The 15203-nt window shown below is 71.5% G+C and carries 13 protein-coding genes; all 13 read left to right on the forward strand.

Features of this window, described 5'->3' with window-relative positions:
• Positions 1–508 precede the first annotated feature (508 nt).
• Genes ACZ69I_RS09140 through ACZ69I_RS09200 form a run of 13 tightly spaced genes read left to right on the forward strand, consistent with a single transcriptional unit; the run spans position 509 to position 15190 of the window.
• A complete protein-coding gene (locus ACZ69I_RS09140) occupies positions 509–682 on the forward strand; it encodes a hypothetical protein (protein ID WP_467678111.1) in 174 nt (57 codons plus the stop codon).
• Entirely contained in the window at positions 679–1518 is an 840-nt protein-coding gene (locus ACZ69I_RS09145; protein ID WP_470831153.1) for a Pvc16 family protein, read from the forward strand. Before ACZ69I_RS09140 ends, ACZ69I_RS09145 begins: the two co-directional genes overlap by 4 nt.
• Positions 1515–3671 (forward strand): ATP-binding protein, encoded by a 2157-nt coding sequence (locus ACZ69I_RS09150; RefSeq protein WP_470831155.1) that lies wholly within the window; start codon positions 1515–1517, stop codon positions 3669–3671. The genes ACZ69I_RS09145 and ACZ69I_RS09150 overlap by 4 nt, the downstream gene beginning before the upstream one ends.
• On the forward strand, positions 3665–5881 hold the full coding sequence (locus ACZ69I_RS09155) for an eCIS core domain-containing protein (RefSeq protein ID WP_470831157.1): 2217 nt from the start codon (positions 3665–3667) through the stop codon (positions 5879–5881). Before ACZ69I_RS09150 ends, ACZ69I_RS09155 begins: the two co-directional genes overlap by 7 nt.
• Positions 5882–5886: 5 nt before the next feature.
• Positions 5887–6606, forward strand: coding sequence for a hypothetical protein (locus ACZ69I_RS09160; RefSeq protein ID WP_467678103.1), 720 nt, complete (start codon positions 5887–5889; stop codon positions 6604–6606).
• A gap of 7 nt (positions 6607–6613) precedes the next feature.
• Complete coding sequence (locus ACZ69I_RS09165; RefSeq protein ID WP_470831159.1) at positions 6614–7198, forward strand: hypothetical protein; 585 nt, start codon at positions 6614–6616, stop codon at positions 7196–7198.
• Between the two features lie 9 nt (positions 7199–7207).
• On the forward strand, positions 7208–8362 hold the full coding sequence (locus tag ACZ69I_RS09170) for a phage late control D family protein (RefSeq protein WP_470831160.1): 1155 nt from the start codon (positions 7208–7210) through the stop codon (positions 8360–8362).
• Positions 8359–9054: a phage baseplate assembly protein V gene (locus ACZ69I_RS09175; protein ID WP_470831161.1), complete on the forward strand. Its 696-nt coding sequence runs from the start codon at positions 8359–8361 to the stop codon at positions 9052–9054. The genes ACZ69I_RS09170 and ACZ69I_RS09175 overlap by 4 nt, the downstream gene beginning before the upstream one ends.
• A gap of 4 nt (positions 9055–9058) precedes the next feature.
• The gene (locus tag ACZ69I_RS09180; protein WP_470831163.1) at positions 9059–9547 is read left to right on the forward strand and encodes a hypothetical protein; all 489 of its coding nucleotides are present in this window, start codon (positions 9059–9061) and stop codon (positions 9545–9547) included.
• Between the two features lie 39 nt (positions 9548–9586).
• On the forward strand, positions 9587–9949 hold the full coding sequence (locus ACZ69I_RS09185) for a GPW/gp25 family protein (RefSeq protein WP_470831164.1): 363 nt from the start codon (positions 9587–9589) through the stop codon (positions 9947–9949).
• A 33-nt stretch (positions 9950–9982) separates the two neighbouring features.
• The gene (locus tag ACZ69I_RS09190) at positions 9983–11539 is read left to right on the forward strand and encodes a baseplate J/gp47 family protein (RefSeq protein WP_470831165.1); all 1557 of its coding nucleotides are present in this window, start codon (positions 9983–9985) and stop codon (positions 11537–11539) included.
• A 6-nt stretch (positions 11540–11545) separates the two neighbouring features.
• Positions 11546–13585, forward strand: coding sequence for a hypothetical protein (locus ACZ69I_RS09195; RefSeq protein ID WP_470831166.1), 2040 nt, complete (start codon positions 11546–11548; stop codon positions 13583–13585).
• 57 nt (positions 13586–13642) lie between these two features.
• A complete protein-coding gene (locus ACZ69I_RS09200; RefSeq protein ID WP_470831167.1) occupies positions 13643–15190 on the forward strand; it encodes an IPT/TIG domain-containing protein in 1548 nt (515 codons plus the stop codon).
• Positions 15191–15203 lie beyond the last annotated feature (13 nt).

The following is a 15203-nucleotide window of genomic DNA, read 5'->3' on the forward strand; positions in this document are numbered from 1 at the left end:
CGTGTCGTCCCCAAGGGAAGGTGACGACGGGGCGGCGGACGTGGTTTCTGTGACGGTCCCGGGGATCACGGCGATGCCGTCAGCGCCTCCGTCATCTGGCGTGCAGGTGCGCCCCCGACAGCACGCGCCAAAGGAAGCCGCCCCACCGGGCAACACCCCAGCACCAGCACCGACCACAAGCGGCGTACCGAACCACGCACCGCACAGACCGGCTCCGCAGTCGGCGACCGTTCCGGCCGTACGTACCACTCGGCCGCAAGCCCGCACCACCCCGCGGGAGCGACCCGCCGTACCCCCGTCCACATCGCCCCACCCGACGGCGCGCCCGGCAGCACCGCACGGCCCTGAGCTCCGCGCACTCGCGACGCGACCCGGCCCGGAGCCCGCCCCCGCCGAGCACCGCGGCCCACCCCCACCGCCGCCTCCCGACCGCCGCCCGCGCCACCGCCCCCTCCCCACCCAGCCGCTGCGCAGCGTCACCACGCCCCGCCCCGGATCCCCGGCGCGGATGCCCTGGCCGGAGGAGACCGCGGCGGCACCAAGTGCCGAACCGCCGACCTCCATCCCCCTCCAGCCGGCCCCGCCCGTCATCATCAGCCCCCCGCCCCCGCCCCTCGACGGCATCGCCGCCTTCTGGGTGCGGCGCCATCTCCCCCGGCTGCGCGGCAGGATCCTGCGGTGAGCGCCGGGACCGCGATCGGCATGGTCAGCGCCTCGCTGCGCAGCCTCCTGGTCGGTGAGATGCGGCTCACCCCGGCCATGGACGTGACCATCCTCGCCCCCGACGAGCCGGGCGGCGGCCGACGCATCAACCTCTTCCTCTACAAGATCACCGAGAATCCGTACCTCAAGAACCAGGACTGGGCACTCCGGCCGGGCACCACCGACCAACTCCTCGACGCCCCCCTGTCCCTGTACCTCTTCTACCTGCTGACGCCCTATGCGCCCAACGACCCTCTGAGCGGCAACGTGACCGCGCACCAGAGCGTGGGCGAGGCCATGCGGGTCTTCCACGAGAACCCGGTCGTCCCCCGCACCTACCTCGACCCCGGTCTCCTCGACGCCCACGAGCAGCTGCAGATCGCGATCGCGCCGCTGGACCACGAGGAGCTGAGCCGGATCTGGAGCACCTTCGCCCAGCCGTTCCGGCTCTCCGTGCTCTACCAGGTGTCCACCGTCCAGCTCGACCGGCTGCCGGGCGCGGCCCGCCCGCTGCCCAAGCGGGTGCGCCGGGTCGGCATTCCCGATGTACGGGCGACCCTCAGCCCGCCCGAGGTCACCGCCATGTCGCCGGCCGCGGGACGGGCTGGCTCGGTGCTCACGTTCACCGGTACGCACCTGGCCGGGTGGCTCGCCGACGTGCGTCTCGGCGGCGAGCCGACCGGGGCCGCGGTGCCGCTGAGCGGTGACGCGTTCACGGTGACGCTCGCCGCGAGCCTGAAGGCCGGGTTCTACGAGGTGCGCGTGGACGTCTCGCACCTGTTCCGCCGCACGTTCGTGTTCGAGGTCACGCCATGACCCACCGCGCGTACCGGGACAACGGCGAGCACCTCGCAGACGAGTTGCGCCGCCTCGACCTGCTGATCGAGCGCCGGCTCGCGACGGTCAGCCTGCAGAACGAGGCTGCCCCACGGCAGCAGGCGGCCCGCACCGTCTACATCACCCGGCAGGAAGTCGACTGGCTGCTCACCCACCAACCCCAGGGCCCGCCCTCCCCCGCCACCGAACTCGACCGGCTGGACGCGGAGATCGACGCGCGCGTGCAGCGCAGCGCCGCCAACGGCGTCACGCTGGCCCTGCCCGCGCTCGGTTCGCTCTTCGCGCTGAGCCCGTGGGAGCTACGGGCCGTCACCGTGTGCCTCGGCCCGGAACTGCGGCGCAAGTACGACCGGCTGTACGCCTACCTCCAGGACGACATCACCCGCAAGCGCCCCAGCGTCGATCTCGTCCTCGACCTGCTCTGCCCGGGTGAGCGGCACCGCTGGGCCGCTCTCGGCGCGTTCCAGGAGACGGCGCCGCTGCTGCGCACCGGCATCCTGCGGAAGATCGACGACCCGCAGAGCCCCTCGGGGTCCACCGGCCTCTCCCAGTTCCTGGCGCTGGACCCGCGGATCTGCCGCTTCCTGCTGGACGCGGACGCCCCCGACGCACGGCTGTACCGCGCGGAGGACGCCGCCGAAAACGACATTGATGCCGAAGACGCCGACGCGGATCTCGCGCAGGGCCTGCGCCGCCTCGCCGAACACCACCTCAAACAGGACGGCGACGCCCGCCCACTGGTGTTCTACCTGTACGGCCCCCCTGGCGCGGGCAAGCGCGAGCTGGCCCGCCGTACCTGCCGCGACCTGGGCATGGGGCTGCTCAGCCTCGGCGACCAGCCTGCGTACGGCACCGACCTGAGAGAGGCGCGGCTGTGCCGGGCCGCCGTCCACCTGCCGCACGCCGACGCGCTCCGCCACGACGACGCCGCACCGCTGCGGGCCGCCCTGGCAGCGGCCGTCGCCGACTTCGGCGACCTGGTGTTCCTCACCGGCGAATCGGCCTGGGACGGCGAGGAGAGCTTCGCCGGCGCCCTGTTCCAGCCCGTCCCCGTCCCGCTGCCCGAGGTGACCCGCGGCACCGCACTGTGGCGGCGGCTGCTCGCCGAGCACACCGCCGAGCCGGGCGCGTGGGCCGCCGAGTTGGCGACGCTCTTCCGCCTGTCGCCCGGCGGGATGCGGGCCGCGATCCGGTACGCCCGAAACCGGCGGCTGATGGAGCCGCTGCCGCGCGCCATGACCCTGGCGGACCTGTCCGCCGCCTGCCGGGCGTTGTCCCGCCATCGGCTCGGCGACCTGGCCGTCGAGGTGCGGCCCCGCGCCGGCTGGGACGACCTCGTGCTGCCCACCGACCGGATGGAGCAGCTGCGGGAGGTCCGCGACCAGCTCCGCCACCGCCACCAGGTGTACGACCGTTGGGGCTTCGGCGGTGAGACCCACCGCGGCAAGGGGCTGAGCGTGCTGTTCAGCGGGGTCCCGGGGACGGGTAAGACGATGGCTGCGGAGGTGCTGGCGCACGACCTCGGGCTCGGCCTGTACGCCGTGGACCTCTCCGGGGTCGTCAGCAAATACATCGGCGAGACCGAGAAGAACCTGGCCCGCGTCTTCACCGAGGCGCGCACCAGCAACGCCATCCTCTTCTTCGACGAGGCCGACGCGCTGTTCGGCAAGCGCACCGAGGTGTCGGACGCGCACGACCGGTACGCCAACATCGAGACGAGCTACCTCCTGCAGAAAATGGAGGAGTACGAGGGCGTGGTGGTCCTGGCGACGAACCTGCGGCAGAACCTGGACGACGCGTTCACCCGCCGCGTCCGCTTCATCATCGAGTTCCCGTTCCCCGAGGCCGACAGCAGGCTGCGGATCTGGCAGGGCCTTTTCCCGCCGCAGGCTCCGGTCGCGGCGGACCTCGACTTCGCCGCGCTGGCCCGGGAGTTCCCGGTGGCCGGCGGCAGCATCAAGAACATCGTGCTGAACGCGGCGTTCCTGGCCGCGGCCGACGGCGGGCCCATCAGCCGGCGGCACATCCTGCGGGGAGCCCGGCGGGAGTTCGAGAAGATCGGCAAGCTCTGGACGGAGCCGGCCCCGGCCGGCGACGCCGTCGGGGCCGCCGGAAGGGCGGGGCCATGCTGACGATGCCGCACCAGACCACCCACTCCACGGAGACGCACGGGCCGCGCCCGGCATCGCCGCAGGCACCCCGGGCGAGGGCCGCGACCGACCTGGCGTTGCAGCGCAGCCTCGGCAGCGACTACCTCCAGCGCCTCGCCGAAGACGGCGACGGCGAGCACGACGGCCCCTCAGGGTGCGGCTGCCCGGGAGGCTGTTCCGGCTGCGGTCCCGTGCAGACAAGCGCGCTCCTGGGGCTCGCCGGCGACCGGTACGAGCAGGAGGCCGAACGCGTCGCCGAACGGATCGTCGCGCCCCCCGGCCCCGCGCCCGCCGCCCCGCGCCCCGCCATCCAGCGGCTGCCGACCGGGCACAGCGGCACGCCGACCACTCCCCCGCCCACCAGCGGCGGACGCCCACTGACGCCCGCGTCCCGGGCGTTCATGGAGCCCCGCTTCGGCCAGGACTTCGCGCACGTACAGCTACACACCGACTCCGCGTCCCACCAGTACGCGGCCGACATCCGGGCCCGCGCCTTCACCCACGGCCACCACATCCACCTGGCGCAGAACGAAAGCGAGCACGACCACCGGCTGCTCGCCCACGAACTGACCCACGTCGTGCAGCAGTGCGGTGGCGCGGCTCCGGCGGCCGAAACCGTACAGCGCGCGATCAGCCCCGAACTCGACGAGATCGAGGACTACCTCGGCTACGGACTGTTCGACTGGGCCATCACCGACCAGGACGCCACCCGTTCGCTGGACCTCCTCAAGTCGCTGCCCCGCCTCCAGCAGGCGGTGTTCTTCAACGACGCGACCCACGCGCAGCGGCTGCGGGAGAACCTCCCCGACGGGCGGCTCCCCGAGTACGACCGGCTCGCCGCCGACGTCGCGGGGCTGCAACCGCCCGCCACCACGCTGGAGACCATCGAGGACCGACTCTCGTACGGGCTCTTCGACTGGGCCGTCACCGACCAGGACGCGGTGGTCGCCCTCGACCTGCTGAAACAGCTCTCGGGGAACCAACTCGCGACCGCCATGGCCGCCATCAACTACCACCGGCTCCTTGACAATCTGCCGAACGCCCGCCAACCCGAGCTCACCGCACTCTACGACCGGGCCCTCGGCACGGGCGGCACCCGGCACGCCGAGGAGGGCAGCCACCCCGGCACGCTCCTCAGCTCCGTCACCTTCCGATCAGACCACGGACTGATGAAGAACAACGAGGACGACTGGGAGAGCGACGGCAACGCGTACGGCGAACCGGAGTGGCTCTCCGACAAGGGGCTCGCGAACAGCCGCCCGATCAGCCAGACCATGGGCACCGGCGTCCGCGCCGACGTCCGCCTCAACATCACCCCGCTCAACGCGCCGACCGCGCCCGTCCGGCTGACCGGCCGCAGCACCGAACCCGCGCTGAACTTCGAATTCTCCGGCACCCTGCACGGCGGCACGGCACAGATGCTGCCGCTCGTCGGCACCACCGCGCTGCCCGGCACCGTCACCTCGCTGGAGAACCGGCAGATCGTGTGGGACCTGGAGTGGCAGCAGTGGAAGCGTGAGATCGCCCGGACCCGGCACAGCGTGTACGTCACCGCCGGCCCACCCCACGCACCGGCGGAGGTCACGCTCCGGCGCATGCGGACGTCGACGCGGATCGTCGGCGAAGCCGCCCGTGAGGCGGGCTCCCTCGACCCGCACGCGCTGGTGTCGAGCGTCATGAAGCGCTGGAACAGCTACAACCTGTTCATCCGGCTCGACAACGCGTGGAAGCTGGCGGACGACCTGGCCACCGGGGCGCAGTGCATCGACATCGTGCGCTTCGTCCAAGGGGTGCTCCTCCAGGTCGGTCTGGCAGGCAACACCGCGGCCGTCGTCGTCTGGGCCAAGCCCAGCAGCCCCGGCCACGCCGAGGAGACCCTGGGCGGCGGCCTGTCCGGCACCAGGCACCCCGACAACCCGTGGTTCGCCGCGCTGATCGACGCCAACGGGTGCGGCAACAACTTCGAGGCGGCGCTGCGCTTCGCGCACGGCGGCGTGACCCGCTACTACCCGGGCGGCGCCAACCCGAACAAGGTCTACTCCACCCCCACGGACGTCCTGCACGTCTTCCAGTGCCTCGCCTGGGTGGAACCCGTCGGCCCGCGCCGCATGAACGTACGCCAGATCCTGATCACCTATCCGCACGGCCACTGCGCAACCGGAGAACTGACCTGCAAGGGCGGGGAGGACTAGGCGAGATGACCGACGGCTTTCCCAACAAGCCCCGCATTCTGCGCGGCGCATTCGTGGAGTACGGGCTGAGCCTGCCGCCGCTGCTGGTGGTGTTCCAGTTCAACCCCGTGCAGCTCACCCGTAACCGATCGCTGTCCTACACCTTCGCCGGCGCCGCCGCGGCGGCAGCGGCGACGCAGAAGTCGGGCGCACCGCCGCGCACCCTGCGCACCGAACACGGCCGGCGCTCCAGCCTGCTGGACGTCCAGCGGGAGCAGTTGGTGACCGTGGAGGAGCAGAAGCTCGGTTTCGACATCCGCCTCGACGCCACCGACCGGCTGGACGACGGCGACACGGTCACCGAACAGTTCGGCATCGGCCCGCAGATCGCGACGCTGGAGCTAATGACGCAGCCGAAGCGGGAGAGCGTGCTCGGTGGCCTCGCCGCCCGGCTGCTGCACAAGCCCGACGGGTTCAGCTTCACCCGCAGCGCCAACCCGCCGCTGATCCTTTTCATCTTCGGCCGCAAACGGGTGCTACCGGTGAACATCAACTCTCTCAACATCACCGAGACGGAGTTCAGCGCCGATCTGAACCCCGTCCGAGCCACCGTCTCGGTCTCCCTCACGGTCATCGAGGGCAGCAGCATCCCCTACCGGTACACGCAGACCATGACGGAGGTCATGTCGACCGTGGGGTTCGCCACCGCCGTCACCGATGCGGCGAACGTCGTCGTCCCAGGGTGAGTGACACATGTTCAGCAAGCTGTCCCGCTACCGCACCGTCCCCGACGTGGTGTCGCCCGACGCCCGCGGCCGGATCCTGCCCGCCAAGGGCGTCCGGCCGCTGCCCGACACGCCCGGTGCGCTGGAGCACACCGTGGATTCCGGCGACCGGCTGGACCAGCTCGCCGCCTCCTACTACGGGCAGCCCCTGCACTACTGGCACATCTGCGACGCCAACCCGCTGTTCCTCTCCCCCCTGGAACTCCTCGGCCAGGAACCCGTGACGTCCACCCGCTTCCCGCTCACCACCGCGGCGAAGGACCCGCCGTGGGCCGCGCTGATCGCCGCGCTGTCGGCGGTGAACGGGGTGCGCGACGTGACCGTGGCCGAAGACGTGGAGCTCGTCCCGCAGATGCAGAGGGTGAGCGGGCAGCAGGTCACTGTAATCGTCGAGCGATTCATCCGCGCCGTCGTCGTCACGTACCACCGCATCGACGTCAGTGCGCAGGACCTGGCCGCGCTGATCGCGGCGCGCGGCTTCGACGTCGGGCCGCCGGTCGACCGCGGGCGGCTCGGTCAGCCCATCGCGGTCCCCGCGGCAGTGAGCGGATAGAGGGCCAGCGTGCGCCACGACGACCTGCGCATCGACATCGACGGCGTGGAAGCCGCGGACCTCTACGCGGACCTGCTGAACCTGGAGGTCGAGCTCGACGAGGAACTGGCCGGGATGTTCCGGATGACCCTGGCACTGCTGCTGCGCCCCGACGGGGCGTGGACGTACCTGGACGACGAGCGGCTCATGGTGTGGCGGCGGGTGCGGGTCACGGCGGGCTTGCAGGACGACGCGCAGCCACTGCTGACCGGCTACATCACGCACGTCCGCCCGGACTTCGGCCCCGGGCTCGACGCCTGCCGGCTCCAGGTGTGGGGCACGGACGCCAGCGTCCTGATGGACCGCGTGGAGCGGCTCAAGGACTGGCCGAACAAGAAGGACAGCGACATCGCGACCGAGACGTTCCAGGCGTACGGGCTGACGCCGCAGGTGACCGACACGGGGATCGTCCACGACGAGGCGGTGTCGACCGTCATCCAGCGCGAGACCGACATCCAGTTGCTCAGGCGGCTGGCCCTGCGCAACGGTTTCGAGTGCTTCGTGGACGGCGACAGGGGCTACTTCCGTCCGCCGGCCGTCGACGACACGCCGCAGCCCGTGCTCGCGGTGCACTTCGGGGAAGAGACGAACGTCAACCGGTTCAGCCTGGAGGTCGACGCGCTGGCCCCCACGGACGTCGCGATGTTCCAGATCGACCACATCGCCGGCGACGTGCTGGAAGCGCATGCGGTCCCCGGCTCCCAGACCGCCCTGGGCGCGGTGCCGGCCACCGGTGTCCTCGGCCCCGGCATGGAGCCCGGGCTCGTGTACGTGGCGCAGAGCGTGGCCACCGGCGTACCGGAGATGACCGGAATCTGCCAGAGCGTCTACGACCAGGCCGAGTGGCTGGTGACCGGGGAGGGCGAGGTCGCCGCCAACGAGTACGGCAGCATCCTGCGGCCCCGTACCACCGTCACCGTCAAGGGCGTCGGGGCGACGCACAGCGGCGTCTACTACGTCACGCACGTCACCCACAGGTTCACCCTCGACGGCTACCTCCAGGCATTCCGCATCAAGCGCAACGCACTGGCGCCCAAGGGCGACGAGGACTTCTCAACCGGCGGGGCCGACGCGGCGGCCGGACCACTGGCCGCGGGCGCCCTGGCCGCGGAGGTGTCGCTGTGACGCTGGAGCGCATCGTCGCCGGCCTGGTGGAGGACACCGGGCGGCGCTGCTACGGCAAGTACCGGGGCACGGTGGTCGACAACGACGACCCTTCTCGCCTCGGCCGGCTGCGGCTCACCGTCGCGGACGTGCTGGGTCCGGAGGTCGTCACCGGCTGGGCCACGCCCTGCGTCCCGTACGGAGGGGCCGCGGGGCAGGGGTTGCTGTTCGTTCCGGAGCGCGAGGCCGGGGTGTGGGTCGAGTTCGAGCGGGGAGACCCGGATTTCCCCATCTGGGTCGGTACGTACTGGAGCAGGCCGGGCGACGAGAGCCAGGTGCCGAAGCCGCGCTCCGACGCCGGCACCGAGGACGCGGAAGCGGTGCAGTCGCCCCCGACCTCGAAGATCCTCGCCACTCTCAAGGGGCACACCATCCAGTTGGAGGACGCCGACGGCAAGGAACGGGTCCTCGTCCGCGAGGGCAGCCGCGGCCATCTCCTGACGATGGATCAGTCCGGTGTCACGATCACCGACGCGGGCGGCAACACCGTCTCGCTCACCGACGACGGCATCCGCATCACCGACGCCACCGGCAGCTTCCTCCAGATGTCCTCCGACGCCGTCACCCTCACGGCGAAGACGCCCCTCACCATCAACGCCGCCGGTCAGAGCGTCACGGTGGTCGCCGCCAGCATCGATCTGAAGAAGGGCTGAGTCGATGGCCAAGAGCATCGCCGTCAAGGGCGACAGCGTGCGGGGCACCGACACGCACAAGGTCTCGGGCACCCTCGACAACGGCACGACGCCCTACGCGGGCCTCGGGAAGTACGCCTACCAGGGCTCGATCACGGAAGGACTCAGCGACTTCGTACGGATCAGCGGCGTGCCGGTGGCCCTGGTCACCAGCGGCAGCACCCTCGACGCGGGCCAGACCGCGCCGGGCCCCCCACCCGGCGGCCACGCCGGGCCCGCCGGCAGCGACTTCGTGCCCGCCGCGCCGAAACCCCTCGTCACTTCGCTGTCGATCCTCGACACCCCGCTCGGCGGCGGCACACCCGGCGCCGGTGCGGGCAGCGGGCTGCTGACCATCGGCGGCGTCAAGGTACTGCTCGACAAGGACGTGATCGACACGTGCAGCGGCCTGCCCACACCCGGCGAGTCGAAGGTCAGCGCAGAGCAGCAGTCGCTGGTGGCCTGCTCCCAATGACCGGCGTACGAGCGGCGATGCGAGAGGGAGGGGGCGAGCGTGGCGACAGGGTTCGGATTCCCGTTCGGCGTCAACGCGGCCGGTGCCATCGTGCCGGAGCCCGACGAGAGCGCGGAATTGCGCGGCAAGGTCATCCAGGTGCTGTTCACGGCACCCGGGGAGCGGATCAACCAACCGGAGTTCGGGTGCGGGCTGTTCAACCTGGTCTTCGACCCCGCCAACACGATCCTGGCCGCGGCCGTCGAGTTCACCGTCGGCCAGGCGCTGACCCGGTGGCTGGGAGACGACCTCGTGGTCAGCGGAGTGGACGTACAGGCGCAGGAAGAGTCGCTGTCCGTCGAGGTGGCCTACGTACGGCGCCGGGACCTCGCCCGGCAGGCGGTCAGGGTGCAGTTCCGGTGAACGGGAACGTGAACGGACGAGCGGGGACGCGGCATGGCTGAGATCAAGAGGACGGACGACCGGCCGGTCATCGACTACATGGCCCGCGACTACGAGAGCCTGCTCGCGTCCATGCGCGGGCTGATCCCACAGAAACTGCCGGAGTGGAAGGACTTCGCGGGCGAGGCCGACTTCGGCAACGTACTGCTGCAACTGTTCGCGCATGTCGGCGACATCCTCAGCTACTACCAGGACCGGGTGGCCAACGAGAGTTTCCTCGGCACGGCCCGCACCCGGCGCAGCGTCATCGAACACCTGCGGCTCATCGGCTACGAACTGGGCACCGCGGCCCCCGCGGCGGCCTCGCTGAGCCTGACCGTGCCCGGCACCGTCACCGCGACGGTCACCGTGGCGCGGGGGGACGCGTTCGCGACCAAGAGCCAGCGCGACAAGCCGAGCGTCAGGTTCGAGTACACCCGCGAGGCGCCGCTCGTCATCGACTTCTCGAAGCTGACGGCCGACCCGGCGACCGGCCGGAAGGTGTTCGGCCCGGCACAGGGCGGCATCCCGGTCGAGGAGGGCCGCCTGATCAGGGACGAGTTGCTGGGCACGTCGGACAATGCGCCCAACCAGCGCTTCCCCCTCGCCCACCCCGGGCTGATCCTACGACCGGCGAGCCAGGACGTGGTGGTGGAGAGCCGGCTCGCGTCGGTGCCCTCCGTGTGGACGCTGCGGGAGAGCCTGGCGTTCAGCCAGGCGGGGCAGCGCGACTACCGGGTGGAGATCGACGACGCCGACCGGGCCACCGTCGTCTTCGGCGACGGCACGTTCGGCGCGATCCCCCCGCAGGCGGCGGCGATCCGGGCCACGTACCGCGTCGGCGGCGGCTCGGCGGGCAACGTGCCCGCGGGCGCGGTGACCACCATCGTCGGTGCGCCCCAGCTCGCACTGCTCGGCGCGACGGTCAGCAATCCGGCCCCCGCGACCGGCGGCGCGGAGCGCGAGGACATCGCGCACGCCGTGCAGCACGCCCCCGCCGTGTTCCGCTCCCTGCGCCGCGCGGTGACCGCCGCCGACTACGAGGCGCTCGCACTCAGCTTCAAGGGCGTCGGCAAGGTCCGCGCCGAGGCCACCGGCTGGAACCAGGTGACGCTGCACGTCGCGCCGCAGGGCGGCGGCAAGGTCAGCGATGTGCTGGAGGCCGACCTCAAAGGCTTCTTCGAGGACAAGCGGATGCTCAGCCAGCTCATCGAGGTCTCCGACGTCGACTACGTCCCGATCCGCGTGACGGCCGAGCTGGCGGTCGAGAGTTTCCACGTACGGGAAGACGTCGTCGCCCAGGTCCAGCAGGCCGCCGCCCGTCTGCTGGACTTCGAGCGGGTCGACTTCAACCAGACGGTGTACCTCAGCAAGTTCTACGAGGAGACGCAGGACGTTCCCGGCGTCGTATTCGTGAACATCACCGAGTTCCGGCGCGGGGACCGGACGGGCCCGCCGGTCGAACCGCACGGCACCCTCGTGCTCGGCTCGAACGAGGTGCCCGTCGTCCCGCCGGAGCCCGATTACCGCCTCGGCCTGAAGGTCATCGTCCTCGAACAGGGAAGGAGGTGACGGACGGTGCGGCTGACGGACATCACGGCCACCGCCCACCCCTCCGGCAACAGGATCGACCTGAGCTGGCACAACCCCGATCCGGGGCGCGCGCCCGGGATCCGCGTGGTGCGCCGGGAGGGCACCCATCCGGCCGGCCCCGACGACGGCCGGCCCATCGCCCACACGATCGGCCCCGACACGCGCACCGTCGACACCGGCCTCCGGGGCGGGACGGTCTACTACTACACGCTGTTCCCGTTCAGCGGCTCCCCCGTGCCCACGTACGACCCCGACCCGCACAACCACGCGTCCGCCATGGCCACGTCGCGGTACGACTTCGCGAGTCTGCTCTACGGCATGCTCCCGGCGATCTACCGCCGCTACGACGCCGACCGCACCCCTCCGGCGGGCAGCGGCCTGTCGGCGGACCGCGACAAGGGGCAGCTCCGCCGCTTCCTGGACCTGCCCGGCGGCGAACTCGACCGGATCTACAGCCTCGTCCGCGCCGGCCTCGATCTCAGCGACCTCGACCGGGTCGACGGCCGCCTGCTGCCGCTCCTCGCGCAGTGGATCGGCTGGCAGACCGATTTCGGGCTGCCGGTGGACGCGCAGCGCAACGAGGTCAGGTTCGCGCCGCGCATCTACCGGACCATCGGCGGGGTGCCCACGCTGGACGCCACCGTGGCCCGGGTCACCGGTTGGACCAGCCGTACCAAGGAGTACGTCCACAACGTGGCGCGCACCAACCAGCCGGAGCGGCTGAACCTGTGGTCCGCGCTGCGCGATGCCTCCGGCGTCTTTGCGCCCGCGGCGCTCGCGTCCGTCAACTTCGCCCATGACGGCCGGCCGGTGGCGCTGCGCGAGGCGGACGGTTCGTCGCTGTTCTTCTTCCACACCCGCCGGCCGCACGGCTGGGACATCTGGATGAAACGGTTCGCGGGCGGGAAGTGGGAGCCCAGCGCCCCGCGGGTGGACCGGCCGGGCATCGACAAGCACCCTTCGGTGGCCGCGCAGGGTGCCGGGATCGTGTGGCTGTTCTGGCAGGGGTTCGACCCGGAGCAGCCGCCCGCGGACCGCAAGTGGCGGATCTGGTACAGCGTGCGGACGGGTCCTGCCACCTGGTCGGCGCCCACCGTGTTCGGGGACACCGCCACCGAGCGGCGGATGCCCACCGCGGTCGCGGACGACGCCGGCGGGCTGTGGCTGTTCTGGCTGGAGGCGGTGGGCGACGGCTGGGAGCTGCGCTACAACCGCAACGTCGGCGGTGCCTGGCTGCCCGCGCCGCTGACCCTGCCGGCGGACGGCGGCCGGCCGCCGCGGGTGGAGGACGACTTGTTCGTCCTGTTCCATCCGACGAGCACGACCCAGCGGCTGTGGCTGTTCTGGGCGCGGCACGAGAGCGGCGGCCCGCCGGGCCAGTCCCGCTGGAGCATCGTGCACCGGGTCAAGGCGGGGCTCGATCCGGCGGTTTCGGACTGGTCTCCGATCCGTGCGCTGCCGAAGGCCAGGGCCGACTACCACGACCGACAGCCTGCCGCGCTGCTGACGGCCGACGGCAACATCGAGGTGTTCTGGAGTTCGACGCAGAACGGCGGCTGGTCCCTGAGCCGCAACGTCCTCGCCGTGACCCCGCTCACGTGGGGGGCCAACCAGCGGATCGGAGGCGGGCCGTACGCGCGGCGCGGGCCGTACGCCGTGGACACACCGTCCGGCACCCTGTTGGTGCACCGCTCCAACGAGAGCCTGGAGTACGCGAGTGCGGACTACGGCGCGACCCGCACCGTGGATCACCGGTACGCGGGGACGACCACCGTCGACGCCACGGGCGCGGCCAAGCTGGGGCTCCGCGGCCGGTTCGAGGACTTCCAGACGTACACGTACGACGCCGGGGCCGGCGGCGTGCGCACCAACGACGACCGCATCGGGCGGGACACCGTCGGCCTGTTCCTCGCGCCGCCGGGCACCGCCGATCCGGACCAGGTCAGGGCGATGGTCTCCCGGCTGGCCGGCGTCCTCGCCGACGCCATGCCGGTGACCGCGCGCCCCGTCTTCATCACGCCGTAGCCATCTCGCCGAGCCATCACGCCGTACCGGAACAACGCCCGCAGAAGGAGGGGGACCGTGGCGGACTATTCGCAGTCACCGCTGGAACTGCTGCTGGCCAACCAGCAGAAGGGGTACGTGGGCATCCACGTCGAGCAAGGTGTGCCGGTCCTGGACCGGGACCTGAACCTGTTGCAGGACCTGATCTCGGCGACGGTCCGCGCGGTCATCAGCCGCTACGTCGGTAACGGGGCCGCGGCCGGGGCCAACGGCTTCGCCGTGCAGGCGCTGCCCACCGGGCAGAACGGTCAGGACTTCCTCATCGCGGCGGGCGATGCCGGGGGGCCGGGCAGCGCGCTGGTCGGTGGCGTCGAGGTGGTCATCCCGGCGGCGGTGACGTACAAGAGCCAGCCGAGCCTGCCCGCGCTCACGGCGCCCACGGCGGCGCAGCCCGACCCGCGGACGGACACCGTGTACCTGGACGTGTCGCTGGCCGAGGTGGACGGCACGGTGGACGCGGAGCTGAACAACAGCCGCGACGTGGGCGTCCAGACGTCCGTACGGCTCAAGCCGGTGTGGGTGGTGCGGGTCAGTGAGGGGGACACGGTGCCGGCGCCGCCGTCCGGACACAGCTTCTACCCGCTGGCCTCCCTCCAGCGGCCCCGGGGGGTGACCGCCATCGAAGCAGCCATGATCGGCGATCTGCGGCAGCGCCGGCTGACCGTCTCCGACATGGAGCGCAGGATGAGCCTGATGGAGCGGACGCTGCTGCTGCCCGCGTTCACGGCCCCGTCGCCCGGGCAGCCGCAGTTCGTGCCCAAGAGCGGCGTCATCGGGCAGCCGGTCACCCTGAACGGCAGCAACTTCGCCGTCGCCCCGGTGACCGTGCGCTTCGGTGACCTGCCCGCGAAGATCGTGGGCGGGGCCTCATCGACGCAGGTCGTGGCCCGGGTGCCGGGCGGGCTGACCCCGGGGGGTGTCTCCGCGGCCGTCAGGATCACCGTCAGCAACCTGGGCGGCTCGGTGATCAGCGACGACACGTTCACGGCGGACCCCGCCCCGGCGTTCACCGAGCCGACCACCCAGTTCAGCCCCGGCAACGGCACCCCGGGCACGCAGGTGACGCTCAACGGGTTCAACTTCAACGCCGCCGGCACGCAGGTGCGCTTCGCGGCCGTGGCCGCCACGGTGGTCGGCGCGCCGACCGCCACCCGCATGGTCGTCCAGGTGCCGACGGGCCTGGTGCCCGCAGGCAGTACCAACGCCGACGTCAAGATCACCGTGACCAATCCGGCGGGCAGCATCGTCAGCGACGACCCGTTCCGGGCCGAACTGAACATCCCCGCCCCGACCTTCTCCACCACGCCGCCCCAGTTCTCCCCGAAGTCCGGGGTGGCCGGCCAGCAGCCCATCATCCTCAACGGCAACAACTTCAACTTCACCCCGGTCACGGTCAAGTTCGACACCTTCACCGCGGTGATCATCGGCACGCCCTCCGCCACCCAGATTTCCGTACGGGTGCCCGCAGGGATGACGCCGCCCGGCACCACCAAGGACATGAAGCTCTCGGTCACCACCGCCGGCGGCACCGCCACCAGCACGGACATATTCACGATCAACGGTTAGGAAGGGAATGCTC

The sequence above is a fragment of the Streptomyces sp. NPDC036815 genome (genome assembly GCF_055609205.1).